This is a genomic window from Fibrobacter sp. UWB7, assembly GCF_900142945.1.
Lineage (GTDB): Bacteria > Fibrobacterota > Fibrobacteria > Fibrobacterales > Fibrobacteraceae > Fibrobacter.
Window position 1 is genome coordinate 98,601 of sequence record NZ_FRCO01000006.1, and the last position, 24,978, is coordinate 123,578.

Here is a 24,978-nt window from a genome sequence, read left to right on the forward strand (position 1 = left end):
CACAACTCCCGGAAGATGTTACCCTAATAGAAAATACATTCAATATTGTGATATTTATCAATTTTTTTTTGCCTATTTGTAAAATAAATTGCGAAAACAGCAACACCCGCTCTGGGAGCGGGTGACTAGGGAAAAAAGTTCCGGTTTTTGGGTTTTACTATCTAAATTCGATATCGAATATCGTCATTCTGCCGTGGCGGACGCCCCAGAGGAAGTCCTGCGTACGCTTGGTGATGCGTTTGCCGTTCACGATAAGGCGGATTTCGAGGCGGGCGATGTAAACGCCAGTACCTACGAGGCGCTCTTTCTTGTCGCGGGAGTTCCAGGCAAGGAACAGGTGTCCTTCGTTTCCGAGGCAGTTGACGGCCCCATCCGTCTTGAAGATATCGTCGTTGCAGGCGATTCTTCCTTCGTCGTTGTTGACGAAATGCCCGAGACTGGTATAATAGATAGTCTTGTAGCTGAGTTCTGTCTTGTCTGCCATGGATTCGGCGATCGTCTTGACGTCTTCATCGGTACCGTGCATGTAGTTGTGCAGGTTGTCCTTGTTCAAAAGCCCGTTGCTGTGGGCGTTGATGATGACGTCGCTTAAGCCGAACCTGCTCTTGGCTTCCTTGTACGAAATATCGCCTCTGTCCAGCATGGAAATGATTGTTTCCAGCGATACGGGGGTAGACGGTGTGCCGTTTTGGGCGGCAGTCTTGTCTTCGTACATGGTTTGAGCCTTTACGACCTTCACAATTTCGCTAATTTCGTTTTCGACGAGTTCAGACATGTTCATGTCGCCGAGATAATGACCCTGGGTGCCGTAGATTTCGCCAACCTGGTTTGCGGTAAGGGGTCTGTCGCTCTTGACGATGATGGGTACTGTCGGCTTTTTGCTGTTGACGATTTCCCTAGTCTTTTCGAAGTTGGGCGAATTCTTGTCCATGGTGACGACCGTCGGGCTTGTCACGGTAATGCGCTGTTCGCCGGTAATGCGTACCCACGGATTCTTGTCGTGTGCCGGATTGTCCATGAGATCAACGGCGAGTCCGCCTTCGGAGGGAGGCCTAATGCGGATGGAGTCGCCGACGATGGGGATGATGTCGCTAGAGGCTTTCTTGGAGAAAATGAGCTTCCAGCGGTTTGCCGGGATCGCTGCTACATATTCGGCTTCTTTCACGATTGTGGACAACGAGCCGCTGCCGTAGCTACGGTAGCCGAACAGATTGGAACTTGCGCCCAAGGAGCTGAGGCCTTCACTGAACGTGAGCGTGAGCTGGGTCTTACCGTCATTGGTATAGGCGATTTCTGCCGCCATGATGATAGGTCCAATCTTGTCGCCGAGAAGTCCGTCCACTGCGAAATTCGAGACTGTATGGTCTTCGGGGTTAGTGTAGGTGTACTGGGCGGTAATCTTGCCGGAATACGGTTCCGTTGCGCCACCTGTTGAAATGGAAGGTCCAAATCCGTCACCGTCAGCGACGAAAGAAAGTTCGCGGGCGCCTTCGGTATATTTAACAGGTGCCTGTTCGTAGTGCGTAAGGCCGAACGTGAACGAGATAGCGTTGAGCACGCTGTTTCCGCCCAGCGGCTTGTTGAAGTTGACCCAGATGCTGTCGCCGCGACCATCGCCGTTCCTATCGTAGATGTAGGCGGTTTCGATTTGCGGAACAGGCGGTTCGGCAATGTTGATGTTTGTCCAGTTGATGCTCTTGTTCTTTGCCGCTGCGGTAGAAACGGTCAAGGTTCCGTTGACTATCGCGCCTGTTGCCTTCACGAAGAACATGTTTTTGCCGTCCATGAGCGTGAATTCATTGTTCGGGAGCGGATTGCCGAGGGAATCGCACGGGATGAGCTTCGGGTCGGATGTCGAGACTAATGCCGCAATGCCGCTATAGCTTGATGCCCATTCTTCGACGTAAGAGACATTGATGGGGTAGATGCGGCCTGCCCAGAGCTTTTCTGCCTTGTTCAAGTTGATGGGGAGCGTGTCGCTATTGATATCGCGGCTGACTTCGTTTCCGAGTGGTTTCCAGTACTTGTCGACGCAGAGCGTGTCCTGCTTGATGACATCGGCGATGAAGCAGTAGCTCGAGTCGATGATGTTTGCAAAGGCGATGTTCGGCAGTTCCGTCGGCGGGATGGTGAAGTACACATCCTTATATTCCTTCGGGTTGTTCTTGAGCGATACACGGACGTAATAGGTTCCCGGCGGCAATGTCTGCATGCGGGAAATATTCTTTGTGTTGATCGTGAGCATCGTGAAATCGTTCGTAATCGTGATGCCGCTATAGTAAGCAGTATCGAGCTTGCTCAAGGCAACACCCGTCATCGGGAGGCTCTTTCCGAACAGCGTAAAGTTCGAAGGTCCGCGTTCCGTGCGCTTGGTTTCGGAGTTTGCGGAGAAGTCGCAGGCGAGAGTCTTTTCGCGGATGTTCTGCCAGACTTCTTTCTTGATGAGTGTTGAGTCCGACGAATGGTCCGTGAGGAGCATGCTGGATTCCACCTTCAAGTCGATGGACGTTCTCATCATGAAGTTCGATTGCGTGCGCTTGCGTTCGGCATAGAAAATATGGAACGGATAAGTTTCACCCGGCGTGAGTCCAAGATCGTCGAGATTTACGGATCTCTTGACTTTCTTGTGCTGTCCGCCAATATCGACCACGAGCTTGTTGTTGATAAACACCCACACGTCATCGTCGCCGTTGAATTCAAAGTACTGTCCCTTGACATAGACAAATTCAGCCTGGATCTTCATGGCGAAACCGTAGTTGTGGTAACCCGGAATGTCATTGCCTCCGCTGATGGAATCGTAATGGGGGTTTTCAATCGTATGTGCGCTGTCGAGCCAGCGGAAGTCATCGAGCAAGAAGAGTCCGTGTTCCGGGCTTTCGTCGTCCTTTTGTCCAAGCCAGAAACCGTCATCGGTAAGAGTGAGTTCCAGGTCGCGGCACGTGACGTTCGTATAGGTGTTTACGCCGTCATTGTAAATAACTTCAGGGAGGAACCAGCTATTCAGATGAGAAGAGTTCTTACAGCCGCTCGGGAAGTTCTTTGCCATCACGGGAACGCCATTGATGCCAAGCTGTTTTTCGACCATGCCTGTCATCGGAGAACCTTCGCAACCGCCCTGACCGAAGTCCTGGCTTGTTCCGTTACCGAACATCGGTACACCGCGGACATCAAAGCCTGTGCGGCCTGCGCCGCCTTCACCGTAGTTGAGCCCGTTCTTGGAACCGTCGGAATTCATGGAACCGTCGTACCAGTCGAACATCATCACCGGGAGAATCTTCGGGAGGCATTCACCGAGAACGCCTGGATATTTTGTATGAACTTCAGGAGCGCCGTATTGGTAAGCGACAATCCAGATGGTATCGCTTAATGCAATGGCTGAATCCAAGTTGATGGGCGTAACGGTCGATTCGTCTTCGGTTGTACCGTCTGCTCCGACAAACATAGTGCCGATAGTTTGTTTAAAATAAACGTTTGCGCTGCTAGATGGCTTGGATACCTTGCTTTCGAACCAACCGCAGTATGGGGAGGCTGCCGCGCTCATGTAGTTCTCTGTATCGTTCAGGTACATGATGGCGTTTGTGTTTGTCCACGGCGTTAAAAAACGGATATGTTTTTTAGGCTTGACCGCGACCACCGGTTTAGTGTCGGAAATCGTCAATGTCTTGTCTTCGTTGATGACAATCCAGATTTCCTGCTTTACGATGCTTGCAGCGTCTGTGACGTTTTCCTTGTACCCCGGGAAAAGTTCGCCCAGTAGAGGCTTGTTGTCTGGACTCAGGTCCGTATGGCATGTGTTGCCGTTACAGCCTACTCCAAACTGTAGTCGACGAACGTCTTTCTTGCCGTTAGCAAGGCGCTCGTTAGTGAATTCGATGGTAAATGTACCATCTTCGTTTTTTTCAACAGCCTTGTACACGAAATTGCTTTCGTTGTCGGCATAGTACAAGACGTTGCCCTCGTAAATGATGTGTGCGACAGCAACCGTCTGCGCAAATGCGTAGGCACTGAAAATCGCCAAACACACCAAAACCCTGTAAAAAAGTCCACTGATCCTCATCCGTGACTCCTAAGTATTTATTCCCCTATCCCACAGTGTTTTCCCATACACTTTCAACGCCAAAGATAACAATAAAATTATGTTGTCAATAGAGTTTATGAAAATATTACATCGGAAAATGCGCTAATTTGTGAAAGATTTTGGCATTGTAAACTAAAATAAACGTATTGGCAGTTAGTCATTAGTTGTTGGTCAATAGTTATTAGAAAAAGCCCCTGCCCGCAGGGCAAAAAAATCCTACCTTTACACTCGTAAATTCAAAATTGGAGATTAAAATGAATCGTGTTTACCTAGTTGCCACGGCTGCCTCCAACATGGAAGCCAAAGTCCAGGAACTTGTCGACGCTGTTACCAAGGCTGGTCTCATCGCTACAGTCTACAAGCCGCTCGAAGTTTTCAATGCTGCCGATAGCGTTGCTGAAATCAAGGCCGGCAAGTCTGCCGTGCTCATGGAAAAGATCTGCGCTGATTTCCTCAAGCAGGATTTTGACGATGTCGACGCTGTTGTCGTCGAAGGTGCAACCGGCATGAACGATGTCATTGCTCACAAGTTTAACGACGACCTCGCCTCTGCCCTCGATGCAAAGATTTTTGCCGATGGCGAAGATGCCGAACTCTTCTGCCCGAAGCGCTTGCTCCGCTGCGAAAAGTGCGTTGCTGGCGACCTCGCCGCTCCGGCAGCTGAACGTCGCGTAAGCCAGGCCATGTTCCGCGCAAGCCTCCTTTCCAAGGCTTCCAAGTGTGTGAAGCGCATTGTGCTTCCGGAAGGTTCTGAACCGCGTACCGTGCAGGCTGCTTGCCTCGCTGTCGAACGCAACATCGCTGTGCCGGTCCTCATCGGCAAGAAGGCTGATATCGAAGCTACTGCAAAGTCTGTTGGCGTGAAGCTCCCGGCTAACATCGAAATTATCGAACCGAGCGCAGAACTTGCTGAAAAGTATGTGCCGACTCTCGTGGAACTCCGCAAGGCTAAGGGCATGACTCCGGAATCTGCACGTGTTGCTCTTTCTGACAACGTAATGCTTGCTACGATGATGCTCAAGTTCGGTGAAGTCGATGGCCTCGTTTCTGGCGCTATCCACTCCACGGCTGATACGCTCCGCCCGGCTCTCCAGATTATCCGTACCGCTCCGGGCGTGAAGTCCGTGAGCTCCGTGTTCTTCATGTGCATGAAGGACAAGACTTACATCTACGGCGACTGCGCTATTAACCTGAACCCGCTCGCCGAAGAACTCGCCGATATCGCTCTCCAGTGCGATGACACCGCAAAGGCTTTCGGTCTCCCGAGCCGCGTTGCCATGCTTTCTTACAGCACCATCAATTCGGGCAAGGGCCCGGATGCAGACCTCGTCGTGGCAGCAACTGCCGCTGCTAAGGCTGCCCGCCCGGAAATGCTCATCGATGGCCCGCTCCAGTACGATGCCGCTACGGTTCCGAGTGTTGGTGCCCTCAAGGCCCCGAACAGCCCGGTCGCTGGCAAGGCTACCGTGTTCGTGTTCCCGGACCTCTCTGCCGGTAACATCGGTTACAAGGCTGTGCAGCGCTCTGCTCACGGCACGATCGCTATCGGCCCGATGCTCCAGGGCCTCGCCAAGCCGGTGAACGACCTTTCTCGCGGCGCCCTCGTCGAAGACATCGTCTACACGATCGCTCTCACCGCTGTTCAGGCCCAGAAATAACTCTCTACATTGTCATCCCGGCCTCTGTGCCGGGGTCACCATTAAAAAAAACGGACTTTTAAAGTCCGTTTTTTTTATAACAAGTTATTTCTTCTTATTCTTCGCTCTCAGCGCTTCGATCGCTTTTCGGATGTTCTCGCCGTCTTCAAGGTGTTTTGGCGAAAGCTTGTCCCTGTGCTTGTAATCGATTTTCTTCCAGAGCTCTTTTAAATGCCAGCGGGCGCGCTTGTCTTCAAGAATGTATCCGGGGCGCACGCCTGCATCGAGACCTTGTACGATAAATTCCACAGCATCGTCATAGCGTCCCTGATCGTAGCGCAAGTCGGCAAGGAAGTAGTAGTTGTAAATGTCCTTGCGATTTTGTTCAAGAGCCATATTCAAGTACTTGTCTGCAAGCTTTTCATCCGGCCAGGAGAGGATTAGCGGCACGTAAGGCAATACAAAGTGCGCTCGCCCGAGAATCTGCCAGTCTTCGGCTTTGGTCGCTACATCGCGGACTTTGCCTGCAATGCCTTCCTTGATGGACGTGAATACGTTGCGTTCAGAGCCCCACATCGAAAGCGTCGAGGCGTAGACGTGTGCGATTTCCTTGTTCTGCGGGAACTTCTCGTAGGCGCTCTTGCTTGCGTCCATCAGCGTATCCAAATGGAGCTGGCGTTTCTTCTCGTCGAACTGCACGAATCTAAAGCAGAAGTACAGCGTCTTCACGTAGCCTTCAGTCGCCGCCTCCAGAACGGTGGAATCCTCCATCGCTTTCTTGTAGGATTCCTTCATTATTTTTGCATTCTTTGCATCGGCCTTGTCGCCGTTTGCACGCAAAGCACGTGCCGCATAGCAGGAATCCGCTATGTGCAAATGCTCGTTTGCACTTGCGAAACTAATCGCAAGTAGCAATGCAAAAACAATGTTATGCGTAATTCTCATGAATACGCTTAGACTTTCCAGTTCTGGAGCAACTTGTTCACCGTGGCAATGCGAGTCTTTTCTTCGTCGGTGCCATGGAATGTCTTGAACAAGAGATTGCGGTATTCCATCAGTGCGGTACGGATGATGACTTTTTCTTCTTTTTTGAGCATGGTGATAAATTAATTAAAGGATTACTTGCTGCGTTTGCCCTTGCCGGAGAAATAGTCCTGCTGGCGCGTGATACCGAGAACGGCGTGCCAAAGGGGTCCGTTGGGGTTGATTTTCTTGCGTTCGCTCACGGCGTATTCGATAGGCACGTGCGAGAAAACGTTGTTCATGCTGCCAACGACCATGTCCGTCTTGCCTGCCATGCCTGCATGTACTGCGTTTTCTGCAAGCTGGAAGCAGAAAATGGCGTCAGTACCTTTGGCGGGAATGCTACGCACCGTGTAGCTCGGGTCAAAGTACTTGATGTTGATTTCCTTGCCGACGCTATCGAAATGTTCCTTGATCTTGTGGGTCAGGAATTCACCGATATCGTTTTTCAAGATGTTGCCGCTTGCGTCCCTGCGTTCTTCCTGGTTCTTGAAAAGTTCCTGTCCGGCGCCTTCGGCGACGGCGATCACGGCGTGAGTCTTGCCGCTTGCGTAACGGCTTTCGAGAGCCTTGAAGAGCCCGTCCAGCGTAAAGGGAACTTCGGGGACGAGGCAGATGTTCACAACTGTTGTTGCAAGCGATGCGTACGCTGCGATAAAGCCGGAGTCGCGACCCATGAGCTTCACGAGTCCAAGACCGTTGAATGCTCCGTTTGCTTCGATGTGGGCGCTAGTAATCACGTCTGTAGCGCTGAGCACGGCTGTTTCAAAACCGAACGTCCTGTCGATCAAGTTCAAGTCGTTATCGATTGTCTTCGGGATGCCGATAATCGAGATGGGCTGTTTACGCTTCTTGACTTCTTCGGCAATAGCATGTGCGCCGCGGAGCGTACCGTCACCGCCAATGCAGAACAGCACGTTGATGTTCAAGCGCATGAGCGTATCGACCATGATTGCCGGGTCCTGCATGCCGCGGGAGCTACCGAGAATCGTACCGCCGTCTTCCTGAATGGCATCGACCACATCCGGGTCAAGCACGATGGGGGAGTAACCGTAATTCGGGTTCAAGCCACGGTAGCCGTACGGGATACCGAAGATGTTCCTCACGCCGTAGTCGAACCAGAGCACTTGTACAAGGCCCTTGATCACGTTGTTAAGGCCAGGGCAGAGACCACCGCAAGTCACGATACCTGCGCGCGTCCAGGCGGGGTCGTGGAAAATTGTCTGTCGAGGGCCGGCCACTTCGAGTGAAGGTACCGGGATGCCCTTCGCCAAGTATTCAGAGATGAGATTGACGTCAGTGGTAAGGCTGACCTTGTCGTTTTCCGAAACGAAAGGAACGCCGTTCATCGGGGACTTAAGCGTGCCCTTGCCAACGGTTTCAATGGAAAGATCATAATCCAACGGATTCTTGATGATATCGTCCTGAGTCATACCGCGCCTCTTTGATTTTTTGGGTTTCCGCCATACTGACGGAACGCCCTAAAAATACATAATGAAAACTTAAATGGACAGACTTGGGAAGTGTATTTTTGTGCGCAAACCGGGGTTTGCGTTTTCAAGTTCAATCGTCATATTACATAAAGCGCACAATTTCTTTACCATCGAAAGTCCGATGCCTGTGCCACTCGTCTGTCTTGTCATTTCGTTTTCGACTCTGTAGAATTCCTGGAAAACTTTCTTCATTTCGGAAGGCGGAATGCCCGGACCGTAGTCGCGCACGGCGAGGTACATGTCAGTGCCCTTGATGCGCAGTTCCACATTGATCATCTTGTAATCGGCGTTCTTGGAGAACTTGAGCGAGTTGTCGACGAGGTTCATCAGAATCTGCATGATGGCGTCGCGGTCGATCATGAGGCTGATGTTGTCGGCATCTGTGTCCGAAGAAACGGTAAGTTCGAATCCCTGCTTTTCGACGTTCTTGCTGTAAGTCGAGACGAAATCGTCGAGGACTTGCTTTGGCTTGTCCATGCGGAGCTGCACGTTCCAACGGTTGCCATCGAGCTTCGAGAGGTTCAACACGTTCTGGATGAGTCTCGAAAGGCGGTCTGCTTCGCTTGCAATTTGTCCGTAATACTTCTGTTTCTTTTCTTCGCTCGCGACCCAGGAATTCTGCAACAGCTCGGCATACATCTTGATAGCGGTGAGCGGAGTCTTGAGTTCGTGCGTAATGGCGGAGACAAAGTCCTGGCGCTTCGCGGCGAGCTTCACGCGGCTCTGTGTCACATGGTAAATCGAAATCAAGCCTATTCCCAGCACAGCAAGCATCAAAAATCCGATGAAGGTGACGAATTCACCGCCAGGGGCGCGCTGCGTCGTGTACATCTTAAAAGTGATATCCGAGAGAGGTGCCTGCAATGATTCGGAGAGGAGTTCCGTCGTGATGTTGTTGCGTTCGCCGAAGGCGACAAAGGACTTGTTCTTGTGGAAAAATGCAAGTACGAGCGGGTCTTGCTGATTGCCTTTTGTAACGCCCTTGTACTTCTCGATTTCGTTTTTCACGAGGTTCGTGAGGTACATTCTAGCATCGACAATGAAGCCCTGGATAAAGACGTCTGTGCCGCGTCTAACGGTACGGTGGAAAATGATGTAGTTCGAATCGACAATCGCCTGGAAGAAGTCGATTTCAGCTTCCATGGAGTGTGTCGTTTCGGTATTGATCAAGCGGACTAAAAGACCGGTCGTATCGAGCTTTGTCGATTCAACGCCAAAGGCAAAGTCGCCTGTTTCGGTAATTTGTTCAACACGCGGCCTGTTGGCTTTCTTCTTTTTGCGCGTGCTTGCAATGTCGAGGTCCTGCTTGTAAATCTGGTCGATGAGCCTGCTATCGTTCTTGTGCGTCGTATCAGCCTTTTCCATGCTGCTCGATGTCATCGCAAAGGCGACAGGAGAAGACATGGCCGCGAATCCCGACGTGTTGAGGATCTGGCTAATCTTGTTGCGGATGGCAAGGCGCTTGTCCCTGTCCATCATCGGAATTTTTTCAAGCACGCCATCCGGGAGGACGGGGGTGCTCAAGTTGCCGGCGGGGTCCAGCTGGAAATGCCCGACAAGGCCAACGTAGTGGCTACGCTGCGGAAATTCCGCAAGTTCGGACATCGTGATTTCTTCGCCGCCGAACACAGGAACTGAGCGGATGAATCGATAGTCGGCGTAAGAACGCCTGTCTTCGATAGCGAGGTCCGCCGTGATGTTCTTGTTCAAGTTCTGTAACACAGAGAACGCGTGTTCCTTGTAGCCAAAGAGCGACGACGTTTGCAACTGTGTGTAAGAATGGCTTAAAAGCATTATTACGGGAATCGCAATAACGATAAAAATCGCCACAAAAATGAGACGATCTTTAGAGGCAAGGATAAGGCTCCGAAGAGCCTTGTACTTGCTAGAGAGGTATGTAGAGATTTTGTTTATACTGATTTCTCGCATTCTGGTGCCGAACGCATCTGGTAACCTTCACCGCGGAATGTGACGAGCAGCTTCGGATGAGCCGGATCGTCTTCAATCTTCTTACGGAGCTTGGTAATGTGAATATCGACGGTACGTGTATCCACAGATTCTGCATTTTCGTAACCCCAGACCTTGCGGAGGAGTTCAGAACGCGGAATGGCGTGGTCGCGGTTGTTCCAAAGGTATTCAAGAATTTCAATTTCCTTGCGGGTAAATGCCAATTCTTCTGTACCGCGCACGCCCGTGTATTCACGGAAGTTCACGCGGAGATTGCCGGCAACAAGCTTGCCTTCGTTTTCCATCGTCTGGCGGCTACGGCGCAACACCGCTTCGATACGTGCAAGGAGCATCGGCACGGAGAACGGCTTCGGGATGTAGTCGTCGGCGCCGAACTTGAGACCGTTGATGATATCGTCATCGGAATTCTTTGCAGAAAGGATGATAATCGGGAGGCTCTTGTCCTTTTCGCGGATTTTGTCGCAAACGGTAAATCCGTCCATGCCCGGAAGCATGAGGTCCAGGAGTACGAGTCCGTACTGTCCGGAAAGTGCTTCGGCAAGACCGCTTTCGCCGTCGACAACGTGTTTGACACGGTAACCGTTGAGCTCGCAGAGGTCTACGAGGCCTTCGGCAATGGCAATTTCATCTTCGATGATGAGGATGTTTGTGCTGCTTGTATTTTGAGTCATTCTTGGATACCTACTCTCTTCTAACCAACTTTTTTTAATCTACAAAAATTAAAGGGCAAAACCGCCACCGAGTTCAAATGCAAAGTGACCGGCATCGATGTCTGTATCGTAGTCGCCACCGAGATAGCACTTGACGTTTGCATAAGCTGCAATCGGGATGATCGGGAGCTTGAAGCGGACACCGGCGAGCAAGTGGATACCGATGCTCTTGTTGAGGCCTTCGTCCTTGGCGTATTTTACAACTTCCTTGCTGAGACTCTTGATGTAATCGTTGCGAGCCTGTTCATCGGTCGGGTCTGTCGGCATCGGGATGCCAGCTTCTTCCATACGGGTGATGATGCCGTCAACAAACTGGTTGTTCAGGATGAACGTGTTCCAGTGGAACGTGAGACCGCCACCGATATACGGACGGATGGGGAAGAGCGGGATGGAGAACGGCTTCGTGACGGAGAGGTCTGCGTTCATGCCGACGTACTTCGGAGTTGCCTTTGCAAATGGAGTGCCGCCAAGTTCAATCTTGAGCGGGATTTCCTGATAGCCGATGCTCTTGTCGCCAGCCCAGAGGGATGCATTATAAGAGGCGAACTGGATGTTGAATGTACCTTCGATATCGATGAACGGGAGAATATCGACCCAAGCCTTGAAACCGAAGCCCTGGATGTATTCGAAGCTGCCATGGCTGAACTGGATGTTTTCGCTGTTGTGAAGCGGTGCCATGTCGGCCTTCTTGAGGGTTGTTCCGACGTTCGGGGTGTAATGGGCGCCAATACCGGCGATAGCGAAAGACTGAGTAGCGAGCATTGCTGCTGCTGCAAAGATCAATTTGAAATTCATTTTTTGCTCCTAGGAATGTTTTTGCCTTGAAACTAAATAATTATTTAGAAAAAAGGTATTTACAATTCAGAAAATGATGCTTTTTCGCCTATTTATGATGTTTTATTTAACTGCCGGAACAAAGATGAACTTCTTTTCGCCCTTTTTCACGGGGACACTGCCAAAATTGAATACCTTGACCGTGCCAGCATCGCCTTCAGCAGCGACACTGACTTCATGGGAACCTGGTTCGACGGGGATACGTGTCATCTGGAACGAGTTCGGCAAGAAGAGGGCGATGCGGAGGTCCGCTTTTTCCATCTGGTCCTGCGCGATGTCCGTGCCGATGCTTGTGAAAATATTGAGGAGTGCGTTGTCCGACTTCATAGCTTTTTTGGCGGCTTGCGAGGCGATAGTGCGGAGCACGACTCGGATGGCGGTACGCGTCATGGTGGAGGCGAAGTCATCCTTGAGGTTCATTTCGAGTTCCTTGTCGAGCGCCATGACTTTTTCGGGGCGGATGCCGGACTTGCCATCGACGGAAACGTTAAAGCGTTGGACTTGGCTCCTGAAGGAGTGCGCTTCGGGGAGTGCAAAAGCGATGTGGAATGTTTCTCCGTTGCTTGCCCCTGCGACTGGGGGTGCTCCGACGGTGGTGCTTGTCACCTTGCCGGTCTTGCTGTCTTTGTAGGTGAGGTTCAGCAGCCCCCCGTTCACGTAAGTACCAGACATCCTGAGTTCGGTGAGGATGGGACCGTGACCGGCGTAACCGACGACGATGATTTCTTGGCCGAGATCGTAAGCGGCTTTAGCCTTAGGTGTTTCGAGGGCGTTGTCGAGCTTGAGCGTTTTGAGGTCGTCTTCGCGGTCAGAGCGTCTTAAATTTTCAATGATGAATTCGCGGGCTTCTTTCGGGAGGTTCAGGATGTTTTCGTCGTAAGCCTTGACCGTCTTATAGTAAGCGATGGCGGCTTCGTCCCGTTCACCTGCCATTTCGTAGACAATTGCGGTAAGGTAGCGCAAAAAGCCGTTGTCGTTCGTCTTGTCGTTGTCTTTCTGGTAAAGTTCTGTCATCGCCTTTAGAGCGCGGTTCACTTCAACCATGGCGCCATCGAGATCCTTTTGGGCGAGGTAGTTCATGATTTGCATTTCATGGAGCACGAGTACTTCGAAGGGGCGTGCCCTATACGGGCGGATGTTGTCGTTCGTGACAATGGCGGCGGCTTCGTTTGTTACAGATCGCGTGTAGAGGTCGTCGTAAATTTTTTCGGCCTTGGCAAAGTTGTCTGCACTTTCCTTGTAGTTTCCGTTGTAGTGGTAAAGGACTCCCAAGTCAAAGTAATAGAGAAATTCGGTCTTTTCTCCGTAGAGGTCTTCTTGCTGTTTCTTGACTTCGTTAATGGCGGCTTCGAATCCATTGTGCTCAAATACGGGGGCGAGAGCCTCGTAACGCGTCATGGACTTGTTCGCACAAGCCGTAAAGAATAAAGTTGTCGCGAGGAGTAATATAATTTGTTTCATATAAGTAAATGTATATAAAAAATGCTCGCGGGTGCGAGCTTTCTTAGTTATTAGAACTTAGAGCTTAGAATACGTCATCCTGAACGAAGTGAAGACAACTCAGAAGGCGAGTGTTGCGTCCATGCTTGCATGGGCATAACCGAGCCAAGGAGTTGGGGCTTTAGCCCCATCCAGTGAAGTCTTAACTAGAAATGACTGGATTCTTCGTCTTGGCAGACTCAGAATGACGTTGTCTGATTAAGTCTAAAACTTCACGCTGCTCTTGGATACGTATTTCTTGATCTTCTTGTCACCAAGCCAAAGCTTGCGGTGGCTCTGGATATCCGTGAGCTCCATGTCAATCTGGTAGAAGACCACCTGTTCGCCGCCTTCCTGGTCGAGGACGGAGTTGATGGTTCCGGTAAGCATGAGGTCTGCACCGATTTCCATGCCGGCATCCTTGGTGGTTTCTTCGGTGGTATTGCCCTGCTGGTCGGCGAGTTCGTTGCGGAGGTCTTCGCGTTCGTTGGAGTTAGCGACGAATTCAGCCTTGCCGGAGTTGATGAGGGCGCGTTCGATATCCTTGATGAAGGTTTCGACGCGGATGTGTTCGTGGCTCTTGTTGCGGACCTTGCCAATCACGATGGTCGGGACGGAACCTTTCTGAGAGGAGTACTGGCTGTACCACGGACGGCCAAGGCAGTCATTAATCATTTCTTCAGCTACGAGACGGGAGTCTGTATCGTTCCAGCTGCCTGAAAGGTCTGTTACGGAATTGGCATCGAGACGGGTGACTTTCTTGCCGCCATCGCTTGCGCAGCCGGTAAAGAGGGCAAAACTTACGCAAAGGGCGAAAAACCAAATTTTTGACATTTTTTTCTCCTAGATTAGAAACATTATGTTATAAACATATAAAAAAACACAAAAAAAAACTCCCCAAAAAGGGAGTTCTTTAAAATTTTTAATGAAAAACCGTTATTAGCGCTTTTTCTTCTTGGAACCGGTTGTTGCGTCGAGATGGACTTCAGCAGTTTCTTCGCCGACAACCTTCACGAGAGCTTCTGCGCTCTTGCGGTTGCTGCACTGGGCGCGCACAACGTGGTCACCAGCATCGAGGTTGTGGACAACGAGTTCTGCACCGTCGGTCTTGTCAGCCTGTTCGCCATCGACGAAGATGAGGCAGCGCGGCGGATTTGTCGTAACCTTGATGTGGCCCTTCGGAATCTTGGTGCTGAAGTCGAAGTCGTTGCGCTTGTCCTTGCCCGGCCAAACGTTCACGCGCTTGTTCACGAGTTCGAAGCCCTGGTCAATGACGACGAGCGTCTGGCGACCAGACTTGACTTCTCTATCCTTGATCGGACTCTTGCCGAGAGGTTCACCGCCGAGGAACACGTCACTGTTAGGCGGTTCAGTGATGATGTTGATGGTTGCTGCCTTGCCACGCGGAGGTGGATCTTCTTCGTCAGCGACGGCGGTCGTGAAGAGGAATGCCATCATCAAGGCAAAAAAGAAAAGCTTTTTCATGGGTTGTACTCCTGATTTGCATGTAAAAGAGTTAGTTCACACCTAGAATTTAATTCTTTTTTTACAGGACAAATGTTAAAGTGCCGTAAAATGTGCGTAAATAATAGGTGTAAAATTGGTCTAGTTTAACTACTTTTATGTATATGAAAGCTCTTTACCAGAAAATTCGCAGTTTACAAGGGAAAAATTACGGTCTTTACAAATCCTTGGCGGACCGCTCGTGGGATTTCGGAGACTTTGTGCTGGAATTCCTGCATGTGCAGGGAGACCCGTACGCACCGGCATCTCGCGTGATGATAAAAGCGAGTTTGTTAATGCTTGGTTTCCCGAGCGAATGGGGTGGCTCGTTTGAACGCCGCTTGGCATTGAGCGATTACCTTTATCGTAGGCTTTCGGCACTTGTTCGTGAAAAGTACCCGGATAGGGATGCGGCGGTTGTTTTTGACACTGCTGGACCTGAAATGCTAGTGCGAAATGCACTCTGGGTCGATAACGGCGAGTTGCGAGCTTGTTTGCAAGTGCGCTTGCCGGGCGACGGTCGCAAGATTCAGGCGGAAGCTGCTGCCGAAATTTTGACGATGGTCTTGCCTGACTTGGTGTCGGCTGCGCTGTACAATTCGGGCGAATCGAAGAAGGACGGCGTGGAGCCGGAACTTGTCGAACATTACCGCGTGCTTGCCGAGCGCAAGGAAATCTTGTCGCAGCTCGAGGAACGTGGACTTTGTGCGTTTGTGCCGGATGGCGCTGTGCTTCCGCGTGCATCGGGACTCAGTGAACTCCCGATGGAAGGGGCGGTTCCGTTTGTATCGCCTGAAGAAATGGCGGTGACACTTATCGCAAACGGCCGTGAAATTCGCGGCATGGGAATCCCGAAGGGAATCACGGTAATTTCGGGCGGGGCGTTCCACGGAAAATCGACGCTTTTGCAGGCCTTGACGAAATCTGTTTACCCGCATATTCCGGGCGATGGCCGCGAAGGCATTGTCGTTAGCGAATCGGCGGTGCGCGTGGGCGTCGAAGACGGCCGCAGCGTGCGAGGCACAGACCTTTCGCAGTTTGTGCGTGATCTGCCGGGTGGAATCTCGACAAAGAACTTTACGACGGCCTGTGCGTCGGGCTCGACGAGCGAGGCCGCAAACTTGATGGAAGCGATGGAAGCGGGGAGCGATGTCTTCTTGATTGACGAAGACTCCTCTGCCGTGAACTTCCTCATTCGCGATGTGCGCGTGCGTAAGCTCTTGGGCGATGACCGCGAACCGCTTATCCCTTTGACGGACCGCATCCGTGAAATCAAGGGGCGCAGCTTTATTCTAGTGGCTGGCGCCTGTGGAGACTTTTTGGACTTGGCGGATAACATCATCGTGATGGCATCGTACAAGGCAGAATGCGCAAGAATCAATGGAAAGAATGTGGCGGCTGGACTCGGTGATAGTGCTGTTGGCTCGGCTGCCGGTGATGGCGCAAAAGTCGTGCCGGGATTGCCCGCATTTTTGGAACCTGAGTGCCGCGACTTTGCGGAATACGTGAAGCCGTTGCTCCCGTCACTTCGCCCTGCGTCTGCTGTGGAGCGCCAGGTGAAAGTGAAAATCTCTGGCGATACATTACTGCAAATCGGTTTCCTTGTCTCGGATACGTCTAAGGCGGGTGCGCTTGTGGATAAGCAACAGCGATTCGGTGCGGGCTTCATGTTGTTGAATCTTTGCCAGAATGCCGCAAGCAATAACGATGCTAATGGCGAATCGGCGAAGGCGACAATCATGGAACGTATCAATGCGCTTTGCGAAAAAATCAAGAATGTCGGGTTCCGTAACTTGCCGCAAGGCTTGAGCCGTGAAATGAGCTTGCCGCGCCCGATTGATATTGCGTGCGTGCTCTATCGTTTGCGCGATAACGGAAGGTAAGGAACATCTCTCGACAAAAATGTCCACACCTGAATCAATTTTTTGAGATATTTGCCCCATAATAATTTATTTTCCGAAAAGGTATTTAAGTTTTTGGGGTGAAAATATGGAAAAACAAAAGTTTGCGCGCGTATTTTTGAATGCCGCGCTTGTTTCTGCTTTGAGTGGAGCCTCCTTTGGGGCATTTGCAGCTACATCGAGTCCGAACGTGAGTCTGGGCAAGAATCTCTATGTGGCGGGGGCAGTCAATTCCAACTGGAAACCTGAAGTCTACACTGATGGCAAGTTGGACTTCAACCAGGTGGCATCGGTATCGGATTTTGCATTGAACGTGGGTGAGGGCCCGACAAAGCTGTTCATCACGTGGGAGACTCGCGGTGATGAAGCCTGGGCTGGTGAAAAATACGTCCACGCGGCAAGCTGCCAGCATTCCGTGGATGCATCGGCGAGCCTCCAGAATTTCAAGGTGATGACGTCTGCAAATTCGACAAACGGCGTCGATGGCGACTGGGAGACTGGTGCCGAGGTGGGCGAGAGCGGTGCCATGTCTCGCGGGCTTGCGATTGATTTTGCAGGGAAGACCTGGTTCCGCATCGTGGCGGAATCCCCGGTGAAAAATCTCGAGGAAGTCGGTGCGTACGATATCAGCAATGGCGGAGACGATACTTGGTTCTTCATGGGCACAAGCATTAGCCAGATGGGCATGAAGCAGTTTGCGGTCGATTCGAATTTTGCGCAGTTGATACACGCGCGTTTTGCGGATTACTACCCGGCGATGCTTCGCGGAGGCATTGGTTGCGTCACGAGTCAGGGCGTTGTCGATGCGCTCAAGTATTACGCGGAATACGTGGGTAACGTAAAGTTCTGGGCGATTGAAATGGGAACAAACGATGCCTGGGGCGGCAGCAATGCGAATGTCGAAACGTTCACGAAGAACTTGCAGACGATTATCGATACGGCAAAAGCGCATGGGATTACTCCGATTATCGCGCGCATGATTGCGACAAATCCCGAAATTGCAAAGTGGCAGGTGCATCAAGATTACCTCGATGCCATCGACAAGCTCACGAAAGATAATGAATTGCCGGCCGGCCCTGATTTCTACAATTACTTCTTGGAACATCCCGAAGAACTTTCTGCAAGCGATGGCGTGCATCCGGCAGAACCTAAGGGCGGACAGTCGATGCACCGCTTATGGGCAGAAGCTGCGGCGCCTTTGTACAAGGATGATCCGTGTGCCGGGAGACCGGATGTTGTTGGCTGTGGAGGAACGTCGCTCCCGAAAATGCACAATGTGAATTTTGCATTGCCGCGCGTGAACGTGAACGGTCGTGAAATTTCAATTTCCGGATTGCGCGAAAAAGATCACGTGACCATCATGGACGTGATGGGACACGTTGTGTGGAACGGCTCGGCGGGAATTCCGAAAATGCACGCAGGGAATTACTTCGTGAATATTCGCGGTGCAAAAACCAATTATTCGACGAAAATTTCGATAAAATAAAAGGACTTTGTACTCCTCTTTGAAATATTCCATTCTATAAAAACCTCTATTTTGATGTTCTTTTTTTCATACTTTTAAGAGATTGTCCCCATAAAAACCTATTTTACATTTTGGTGTTTGAGATGTGGGGTCGTGGAATGGAATGCTCAAAAAAATTAAATAGGCTCTGGGGCGTAGCACTTTGTGCGTTAGCATGCAGTAGTGCATTTGCTATTACGCCAAATCCCATCGTGAGTATGGGAAAACCCCTTTACGTATCTGGAATGAATAATTTCAGTTTAAATCCGCTTGCCTATACGGATGGTATCCTCAATTTTGACCAGATTGCAGAGGCGTCGGACTTTGCCTTGAACGTGGGCTTTGGTCCGAAAAAGTTGTTCATCACGTGGGATGCCCGCGGTGACGAAGCTTGGGCTAGCGGGGATTATGTGTATGCGCAGGGGTGTGTTCACAACTGGATGGAACATGCGACCTTGCAGAATTTTAAGGTGTTGACATCTGCGAATTCGACAAACGGCATAGACGGTGATTGGGAAATTGTTGCCCAGGTCGGGGAAAGCGGTGCCGCATCTCGTGGCATTGCGATTGATTTTGAGGGCAAGTCCTGGTTCCGTATTGTTGCTGCCGAGCCTGTTGCTAACTTGGAAGAAGTCAGTGCGTACGACATCAGTAATGATGGGGACGATACGTGGTTTTTCTTGGGTACTAGCATTACCCAGATGGGCATGAAACAGTTTGTGGTGGACTCAAACTTTTCGCAGTTGATCCATGCCCGTTATCCGAATCACTATCCGGCAATGGTGCGTGGCGGTATTGCCTGCGTTACGAGCCAGGGTGTTGTCGATGCCATTAAGTACTATGTGGAATACGCCGGAAATGTGAAGTTCTGGGCGATTGAATTGGGAACGAACGATACCTTTGCGGGTAACGGCGTGACTGTGGAAATGTTCGAAAAGAACTTGCAGACAATTGTCGATACGGCGATTGCTCATGGAATTACCCCGATTATTGCACGTTTGTTTGCGACGAATCTTGGCGAATCTGCATGGCAGGTGCATGAGCATTACCTGGCGGCTATTGACCGGGTGGTGGAACGCAATAACTTGCTAAAGGGACCTGACTTCTCGAGTTATTTTGCTGCCCATCCGGAAGAAATTGATGGCGACGGTATCCACCCGGCGAACCCGGCTGGGGGACAGTCGATGCATCGCTTGTGGGCGGAAGCTGTGGCGCCTTTCTACGATGGCAAGAAGTTTGAACCGGTCGTGGGCAAGGATTCATCGATGAATGCCCCCAAGAAGCTGGATTTGCATGTCGCTTTGCCGCAGGTTAGCGTGGAAGGGCGAACGGTGTCGGTTGCACGAGTGAACGAACCTGTTGCTGTCGCGATTGTCGATTTGACGGGGAATATCGTTTGGCACGGACGGATTGGAAATTCTGCTGATGGTTCATCGGAATCTTCGTTCCATTTGAATGCAATCCCGGCAGGGAATTACATTGTGAGAATTCGTGGCGCAAGTACATCGTACAAGACTCGAATTTCGATAAGATAATTGGCTTGATAAATGGCGAGAGTCCGGCGGAAATCTGCCGGATTTTTTTGTTGCGCTTTATCCTTAATTTTTGCTAGATTATCGTAAATCTTTATTGTGCTATTGGCGAAATGAAACCGTGACTTTATATTACGAGTATGAGTTTAATGAGAGCTATTATTTGTATGTTGCTTGCACTTAGCCTTGTGGGCTGTGCGGTGAGCAAGAATCCGAACCCTGTAATCCGTTACGGGGCGAATACGGGTGCTACGTTGGCAGGTCCGGGCTTTGCCGCCATGTGTGTAGCAGGTGCGTTAAGCGAAGACGGTTCTTCAAGTAAAGATGTAGAGCAATTAGGATTGTTTGGTATTGCGGCTGCTGCCGGAGGGTTTGTTGTTGGCGCTGTTATAGGTGGAACAGTTGGCTTTTTCAAGTGGATGTTCAACGGCTTTGAAAATGATGATATCCCCAAAGCGGATCCTTTGCCGGAAGATATTTTACCACCGGTAAAAAGCGATACCTATGGGGAAAAACTGTAGAATAAAGGAGATGCCCGCTCGGAGGCGGGCATGACAAATGTTGTGGCGGGCATGGTTGCCCGCTTTTTTAATGCGCGAGGTGCAGCTTGCGGAGAACCTTTCCTAAAAGTTCGTTCAGGATGTCCTTGGCGTCTTTACTGCCGAGGTAACGCTGGACAATGAGCGTAAGCGTAAAGAGTGCTACACCTGCGGCGCAAGCGTAAACGACGAGCGTTACAAAACCTGCATTGCGGACGAAATCATCAGAAATGTGATCGAGTCCAACGGCGGCTGCAATCATGATGCCGAAGGCAACGAGGGCGCGTGCCATGTTGAGGAGTGCATCCTTCATGCCGTCGGTGCCGTTCTTTTTAGCCCACATAAAAATCATCGAAATCACTTGCAAAATAGCGCCTGTAGCGCCGATAATCGGGACGCTCTTGATGCCAAGCCCCACTTCGGGGGCGCCAAGCAAAATGTAGGCGGGGATGGTCGCGGCAAAGATGCCAGTATTCAAAAGTGTCGGGACCCACATGCGTTCGCAAGCGTAGAAGCTGCGGACGAGAACTGCCTGCAGGCAAAGCCCAAGGCTTACGGGCAAGTACCAGCGGAGAATTTCAGAGATCGCTTCGGTCGTTTCGCGGTGGAATGCGCCACGTTCAAAGAGGATGCGCACTGCCGGGAAGCTCAAAGCCCACACGGCGACGACTGCTGGAATCAAGATGCAGAACATGCGCGAGAGGCTCTTCCAGATTTTGCGGTTGAGTTGCGGGAAGTCGCCTTCCTTGACGAGACGCGCCATGTCGGGGTAGCTCGTGACGCTGACCGAGAAGCCGAATACGGCGACGAGCGTGTACATGACACGGTAAGCGTAGTTGAGGCTCGAAATGCCACTTGTGCCAAAGTTTGCGCCAAAGCTACGGATGATAAATTCAAGACCGAACATGGAACCCACGCCAAGGGACATCGGGAGCATCATCTTGAAGTAACGTGCGATATCCGGATGCTTCGGTTCAATGATAAATTCATAATGGACACCGCCGCGCTTGGCACCAAAAATCTGGAGTGCGAAAAATCCGATGAATGCGCCGACTGGAACGCCCCAGGCAAATCCGGCGAGACCGTAATCGTTGCCTGTGTGGTTGCTGAGTGCAATGCCTGCGGCACCGCCGCCTACAATCGCGATGTTGTAGATGAGACCCGTGAGAGATGGTATCAGGAACTGCTTGCGAGTGTGTTGTACCGCAACGAGGATGCTACCGACAAAGATGAATATCTGCCCCGGAAGAATAATGCGTCCATAGTAAGTCGCGCGTTCCAAAAGCTCAGGAGTCACTCCGTCGACGGTCAAAAGCGCGATGAGTTCCTTCATCCAGATGAACGCTGGGATCACGAGAATCAGGAGTGCAAGCCCGAATGTGTTGAGTACGTTGCTGAAGAACTTCCAGCCCGCCTTTTCGTCACCTGCGACTTTGTAGCCCGTGAAAATCGGAATAAATATAATGGACAAAAATCCGGTACTGACAACGTGGTTCAGGATGTCTGGAATCATGAACGCAAGGTCGAGAGCGTTTTTTTCGAGCGACACGCCGGCGGCGTGGGCGAGGAGCATTTCACGGAAAATCCCGAGCACGCGGCTTAGGAGCATCGAAACGGCAACAATAATAGCGGCTTTATTCATGTTGGCTGAAAATTTATATATTTCTTATCATGAAAAAGATACTTTTACTCGTTACTTTCCTCGCTCTTGCAGCTTTTGCTCAGGGTAATACCACAGAACCGGAGAGAACTCTCCAACGTCCGGTTTATAGTTTCCAGACTGCCGCATTTGGCTTTGGTTTCTGGAGCAACTATAAGGATGAAGTGAAAAATCCGGAAAAGGATAAGGTCACGGCATTCCCGCTCATCCGCTATGGTCATATTTGGGAAATGACGACGCACGGCGCTGTTACGGCTATCAGCACGTGGAACTTTGAATTCGGCAAGACTTGGGAAGTTCACGGCAGCATGCTTTTGGGTGGCCGTTATTCCTTCCTTGAAGAAATTGTTTCTCCGTTCATCGGTGGCGGCCTTGGTCTTGGCTTGCAGTTCGACTCTCACTTTAAGGATTGGGACTTTGGCGAACGCTGGGCTATCGGTTTGAGTATGGGCGGCGAAGTCGGTTTGTCGATTTTCCACAATTCTTCGCTCCAGCTTGAAGTTGGCTTTGGCTATGACATTGTTTGCTCCAAGGCAGACTTTGGCAAGAGCTTTGATACCTTCAACCTGTTCTTCGGTGTGAACTACTAATTTGTAGAAAGAACCTGCGTGTCGAGATGCGCGCAGGGGCTGTTGGTAAAGCGCGGGCTTGATGTCCGCGTTTTTTTTATACAGCTATTTTGAAATCGTTTAGGAGTGTGCGGCGACGGAGCTTGCCTTGCTGTTGCAAGCGCTCGACAAGGATGCTCGGGCGTACGTGGAATACGCCGGAAAAATGCTCGATGCAACGGCGTTCGTTAAAGCGACCGCAGCAGATGAGTTCGCACTCTTCGGCTTCAGAGAGGAGGAGGTCTTGTGCGAAGTGCGATGCTTCAAGTTCGAGAATGTCTTCGGGACGGGCGGCGAGCAATTCGGGTGTTTGGGCGGGTTGCAAGAGAGCTTGTTGCGAGAATGCGCCGAGTTGCAGGCATGAGGTGTGCTTGGGGTGCAAAAGCAAGTGCCCGACCGCGTGGAACAATGCTTCCAGGAATTTGGAATCTTCCATCTTGGTTGTCGGGAACTGGATGACGGGGCGTGAACCTCTCCAGTAGAATGCACAAACGGGCGTGGGAGCCGTGAGGAAAGGTTCTACTTCGACGTATTCAATGCCGCAGTTGTTTAGCACTTCGCGTGCAATTTTGCGAATGCTCTGGTTGGACAAAAATACGTTTGTTCGCAAAAAATTCAAGTTAGAGATAATTGCCTTGCGGTCCGGCGTGTAGTCCGTTGCCAAACGCTTGACTTGGAGTTCTCCGAGACGGATCCATGCGGCGTAAGTCTGCGGATTTGCAGATTGCAATGTGGCGCCGTAATAGTTTTCGAATCCGGCGATGCTTCCGATTTGCATGAACTTGAACACAGCGCAAACGAGGTCTGCATCTTTGACGTTCTCGGGAATGTGGCCCTTCTTTTGCAATGCGCGGATAGGGAATTTGCGAACCCACATTAAAATTTTTTCGAGATTTTCTTTGTCTTTGAAAAACGCTGCTTTGGAGATGCTCTCGAGATTGTCTTTGTCGGAGATTCGGCTGGAGTCGCTCCCGAATGCGAGCTGGAATGCGGCTTGCGCATCGGTAGTTGCGTGATCCATAAGCCCACTGCGGGAACAGCCAAGACGGCGCAAAAGTTCGTCTTGCGTGATATGCTCCCGTTTTTGAAGTTGCTTAATGGATTCTTTCAAGCTCATGCTTTTAAAATAAATAATTAACGTGTCAGGTGTCAAATTTATTTCAGCAATTCTTCGGGGACGCATTCGGCCATGGCTTCGTATGCCTTGGCGCTCGGGTGCAAGTGATCGCCCGAGTCGAATCCGGCGGCAAATGCTTTCGGATCATCGTGACCGCGCACGGCCTTGTCGAAGTCCACACAACCGTCGAAATCCGGTGCAGTGCGGAGCCATTCGTTGAATGCAGTGCGGATGATGTCGCGGTTTTCGTTGTAGGTGCGCCAACCGTAAATTGGGAGGAGCGTGCCGCTATAAATCTTGAGGCCGAGCTTGCGCGCGTGCGTGATGTAGAGCGAGCGAACACCGTTGATGAGGTCGTCTGCAGTGGGCATGTCGCTCCACGGACGGAACTTGTTGACTTCAATACCGACAGGGTGGATGATGTCGTTGATGCCGTGTTGCACGATGACTGTGCGGGCGCCTGCGACATTCATTTCGATCGGGAATCGCGTGGCGCCTTTGAGACCATATGCCGCATATGTGATGCAGCTGTATTCGCGGAGAATACGTGTGCCGCTCACCGCGCGACGAATGATGGCGACATTGTTGAACCCTTCGCGTGCGCAACGGAGCGTTAGGTAATCGGGCCAATCCTGTGCCGTGATGGAATCGCCGAAGCAGACAAGTGCGAAGTTCTTTTCTTCGGTGAAAATGTCAATCGTATTGAGGAAATAAATCCAGTTCGTTTTGCGCGTGAGGTCGTCGGGGAGAGTCGCGCTTTTGGCGAAATTGCCGTAGCTGTACTTGCCGCCAGAAAGCGGGCCCGTAATGGCTGTGCCGGCATTCATCTGCGTGAAATCGGCGAAGTAAAGGCTGACATCGAATGTTTCGCCGGCGGTCACGTCGAATGCGATTTCGTCGCTCAGGATTTCTTCGCCGGCAGGGATGGTGGCAGAGGTGCGCCCTTCGAAAGTAATTGCGCACGGAGAATATGCTGAAATGCTCGCGGGCTTTTCGGATGTCGTAGAAGACTGCGCGGTGTTTGTGGATTGCGCGGACTTTGCGACGTATGCTTCACTAATTTGTACGGACTCTGTGCCCGTGAGGTTTGAAAAATGGAAACGCAACTTGCTCCCTGAAAAGCAGGCGCGAATCGGATAGCGGAGCGTTAAATCTTTAGCGTAAGTTGCTTCTTTGCGGTCTGTAATGGAGGTGGCGTTGCCCCAGCAAGCGACCCATTTGGAAAATTTCTCTGGCATATTGACTCCGCGAATTGTTGACGATGCGCCAAAAATAGCTAATTACTCCTATGTTAGTGTTTCGTTCGCGACTTTTGCAAACTGTGTCGCGGTTATGCCCGAAATCTATACGAAGGAGTAAATGGAAAAATTGGACAAAATTGCGGAAAATTCA

19 protein-coding genes are annotated in these 24,978 nt (G+C 51.0%); 6 read left to right on the plus strand and 13 right to left on the minus strand.

Annotated features, from left to right (window positions below):
- Window positions 1-157: 157 nt before the first annotated feature.
- On the minus strand, window positions 158-4,024 hold the full coding sequence (locus BUC30_RS13880) for a fibro-slime domain-containing protein (RefSeq protein WP_244536663.1): 3,867 nt from the start codon (window positions 4,022-4,024) through the stop codon (window positions 158-160).
- A gap of 308 nt (window positions 4,025-4,332) precedes the next feature.
- Here BUC30_RS13880 and pta point away from each other — a divergent pair, with 308 nt between their 5' ends.
- The gene (gene pta, locus BUC30_RS13885; RefSeq protein WP_073442780.1) at window positions 4,333-5,736 is read left to right on the plus strand and encodes a phosphate acetyltransferase; all 1,404 of its coding nucleotides are present in this window, start codon (window positions 4,333-4,335) and stop codon (window positions 5,734-5,736) included.
- Window positions 5,737-5,820: 84 nt separating this feature from the next.
- Here the strand turns inward: pta and BUC30_RS13890 are convergent, their stop codons facing one another.
- From BUC30_RS13890 to BUC30_RS13925, 9 genes are all read right to left on the minus strand, one after another.
- Entirely contained in the window at window positions 5,821-6,660 is an 840-nt protein-coding gene (locus BUC30_RS13890; protein WP_073442782.1) for a hypothetical protein, read from the minus strand.
- An 8-nt stretch (window positions 6,661-6,668) separates the two neighbouring features.
- Window positions 6,669-6,812 carry a hypothetical protein gene (locus BUC30_RS16165; RefSeq protein WP_015731986.1) on the minus strand — a complete coding sequence of 48 codons (144 nt, stop codon included), beginning with the start codon at window positions 6,810-6,812 and terminating at the stop codon, window positions 6,669-6,671.
- Window positions 6,813-6,833: 21 nt separating this feature from the next.
- A complete protein-coding gene (locus tag BUC30_RS13895; protein ID WP_014546029.1) occupies window positions 6,834-8,171 on the minus strand; it encodes an ATP-dependent 6-phosphofructokinase in 1,338 nt (445 codons plus the stop codon).
- A 69-nt stretch (window positions 8,172-8,240) separates the two neighbouring features.
- Window positions 8,241-10,160: a sensor histidine kinase gene (locus BUC30_RS13900; RefSeq protein WP_073442785.1), complete on the minus strand. Its 1,920-nt coding sequence runs from the start codon at window positions 10,158-10,160 to the stop codon at window positions 8,241-8,243.
- A complete protein-coding gene (locus BUC30_RS13905) occupies window positions 10,142-10,870 on the minus strand; it encodes a response regulator transcription factor (protein WP_014546027.1) in 729 nt (242 codons plus the stop codon). The genes BUC30_RS13900 and BUC30_RS13905 overlap by 19 nt, the downstream gene beginning before the upstream one ends.
- A 48-nt stretch (window positions 10,871-10,918) precedes the next feature.
- Window positions 10,919-11,704 (minus strand): hypothetical protein, encoded by a 786-nt coding sequence (locus tag BUC30_RS13910; protein WP_073442787.1) that lies wholly within the window; start codon window positions 11,702-11,704, stop codon window positions 10,919-10,921.
- A gap of 102 nt (window positions 11,705-11,806) precedes the next feature.
- A complete protein-coding gene (locus tag BUC30_RS13915; protein ID WP_139260852.1) occupies window positions 11,807-13,204 on the minus strand; it encodes a COG3014 family protein in 1,398 nt (465 codons plus the stop codon).
- 243 nt (window positions 13,205-13,447) lie between these two features.
- Window positions 13,448-14,056, minus strand: a complete 609-nt coding sequence (locus BUC30_RS13920) for a penicillin-binding protein activator LpoB (protein ID WP_073442791.1) — start codon at window positions 14,054-14,056, stop codon at window positions 13,448-13,450.
- A gap of 105 nt (window positions 14,057-14,161) precedes the next feature.
- Window positions 14,162-14,707: a PEGA domain-containing protein gene (locus BUC30_RS13925; RefSeq protein WP_073442793.1), complete on the minus strand. Its 546-nt coding sequence runs from the start codon at window positions 14,705-14,707 to the stop codon at window positions 14,162-14,164.
- Between the two features lie 143 nt (window positions 14,708-14,850).
- Between BUC30_RS13925 and BUC30_RS13930 the strand changes: the two genes are divergently transcribed.
- From BUC30_RS13930 to BUC30_RS13945, 4 genes are all read left to right on the plus strand, one after another.
- Window positions 14,851-16,608 (plus strand): ABC-ATPase domain-containing protein, encoded by a 1,758-nt coding sequence (locus tag BUC30_RS13930; protein ID WP_244536660.1) that lies wholly within the window; start codon window positions 14,851-14,853, stop codon window positions 16,606-16,608.
- Between the two features lie 106 nt (window positions 16,609-16,714).
- Window positions 16,715-18,112 carry a hypothetical protein gene (locus tag BUC30_RS13935; RefSeq protein WP_073442798.1) on the plus strand — a complete coding sequence of 466 codons (1,398 nt, stop codon included), beginning with the start codon at window positions 16,715-16,717 and terminating at the stop codon, window positions 18,110-18,112.
- A gap of 236 nt (window positions 18,113-18,348) precedes the next feature.
- Window positions 18,349-19,665: an SGNH/GDSL hydrolase family protein gene (locus BUC30_RS13940; protein WP_244536661.1), complete on the plus strand. Its 1,317-nt coding sequence runs from the start codon at window positions 18,349-18,351 to the stop codon at window positions 19,663-19,665.
- Window positions 19,666-19,829: 164 nt separating this feature from the next.
- Window positions 19,830-20,183: a hypothetical protein gene (locus BUC30_RS13945; RefSeq protein WP_244536662.1), complete on the plus strand. Its 354-nt coding sequence runs from the start codon at window positions 19,830-19,832 to the stop codon at window positions 20,181-20,183.
- 67 nt (window positions 20,184-20,250) lie between these two features.
- Here BUC30_RS13945 and murJ read toward each other — a convergent pair whose 3' ends face one another.
- Entirely contained in the window at window positions 20,251-21,843 is a 1,593-nt protein-coding gene (gene murJ, locus BUC30_RS13950; protein WP_073442804.1) for a murein biosynthesis integral membrane protein MurJ, read from the minus strand.
- A gap of 29 nt (window positions 21,844-21,872) precedes the next feature.
- On the opposite strand from murJ, the gene BUC30_RS13955 reads away from it, so the two are divergent.
- Entirely contained in the window at window positions 21,873-22,451 is a 579-nt protein-coding gene (locus tag BUC30_RS13955; protein ID WP_073442806.1) for a hypothetical protein, read from the plus strand.
- Between the two features lie 76 nt (window positions 22,452-22,527).
- Here the strand turns inward: BUC30_RS13955 and BUC30_RS13960 are convergent, their stop codons facing one another.
- Both BUC30_RS13960 and BUC30_RS13965 read right to left on the minus strand, forming a co-directional pair.
- Window positions 22,528-23,586: a hypothetical protein gene (locus BUC30_RS13960; RefSeq protein WP_073442808.1), complete on the minus strand. Its 1,059-nt coding sequence runs from the start codon at window positions 23,584-23,586 to the stop codon at window positions 22,528-22,530.
- Window positions 23,587-23,624: 38 nt separating this feature from the next.
- Complete coding sequence (locus tag BUC30_RS13965; protein WP_073442810.1) at window positions 23,625-24,824, minus strand: SGNH/GDSL hydrolase family protein; 1,200 nt, start codon at window positions 24,822-24,824, stop codon at window positions 23,625-23,627.
- Window positions 24,825-24,978: the final 154 nt, after the last annotated feature.

Coding starts and splice junctions, on each gene's coding strand:
- pta (WP_073442780.1), top strand. CDS start 4,333: ATGAATCGTGTTTACCTAGTTGCCACGGCTGCCTCCAACATGGAAGCC.
- BUC30_RS13890 (WP_073442782.1), bottom strand. CDS start 6,660: ATGAGAATTACGCATAACATTGTTTTTGCATTGCTACTTGCGATTAGT.
- BUC30_RS16165 (WP_015731986.1), bottom strand. CDS start 6,812: ATGCTCAAAAAAGAAGAAAAAGTCATCATCCGTACCGCACTGATGGAA.
- BUC30_RS13895 (WP_014546029.1), bottom strand. CDS start 8,171: ATGACTCAGGACGATATCATCAAGAATCCGTTGGATTATGATCTTTCC.
- BUC30_RS13900 (WP_073442785.1), bottom strand. CDS start 10,160: ATGCGAGAAATCAGTATAAACAAAATCTCTACATACCTCTCTAGCAAG.
- BUC30_RS13905 (WP_014546027.1), bottom strand. CDS start 10,870: ATGACTCAAAATACAAGCAGCACAAACATCCTCATCATCGAAGATGAA.
- BUC30_RS13910 (WP_073442787.1), bottom strand. CDS start 11,704: ATGAATTTCAAATTGATCTTTGCAGCAGCAGCAATGCTCGCTACTCAG.
- BUC30_RS13915 (WP_139260852.1), bottom strand. CDS start 13,204: ATGAAACAAATTATATTACTCCTCGCGACAACTTTATTCTTTACGGCT.
- BUC30_RS13920 (WP_073442791.1), bottom strand. CDS start 14,056: ATGTCAAAAATTTGGTTTTTCGCCCTTTGCGTAAGTTTTGCCCTCTTT.
- BUC30_RS13925 (WP_073442793.1), bottom strand. CDS start 14,707: ATGAAAAAGCTTTTCTTTTTTGCCTTGATGATGGCATTCCTCTTCACG.
- BUC30_RS13930 (WP_244536660.1), top strand. CDS start 14,851: ATGAAAGCTCTTTACCAGAAAATTCGCAGTTTACAAGGGAAAAATTAC.
- BUC30_RS13935 (WP_073442798.1), top strand. CDS start 16,715: ATGGAAAAACAAAAGTTTGCGCGCGTATTTTTGAATGCCGCGCTTGTT.
- BUC30_RS13940 (WP_244536661.1), top strand. CDS start 18,349: ATGGGAAAACCCCTTTACGTATCTGGAATGAATAATTTCAGTTTAAAT.
- BUC30_RS13945 (WP_244536662.1), top strand. CDS start 19,830: ATGTTGCTTGCACTTAGCCTTGTGGGCTGTGCGGTGAGCAAGAATCCG.
- murJ (WP_073442804.1), bottom strand. CDS start 21,843: ATGAATAAAGCCGCTATTATTGTTGCCGTTTCGATGCTCCTAAGCCGC.
- BUC30_RS13955 (WP_073442806.1), top strand. CDS start 21,873: ATGAAAAAGATACTTTTACTCGTTACTTTCCTCGCTCTTGCAGCTTTT.
- BUC30_RS13960 (WP_073442808.1), bottom strand. CDS start 23,586: ATGAGCTTGAAAGAATCCATTAAGCAACTTCAAAAACGGGAGCATATC.
- BUC30_RS13965 (WP_073442810.1), bottom strand. CDS start 24,824: ATGCCAGAGAAATTTTCCAAATGGGTCGCTTGCTGGGGCAACGCCACC.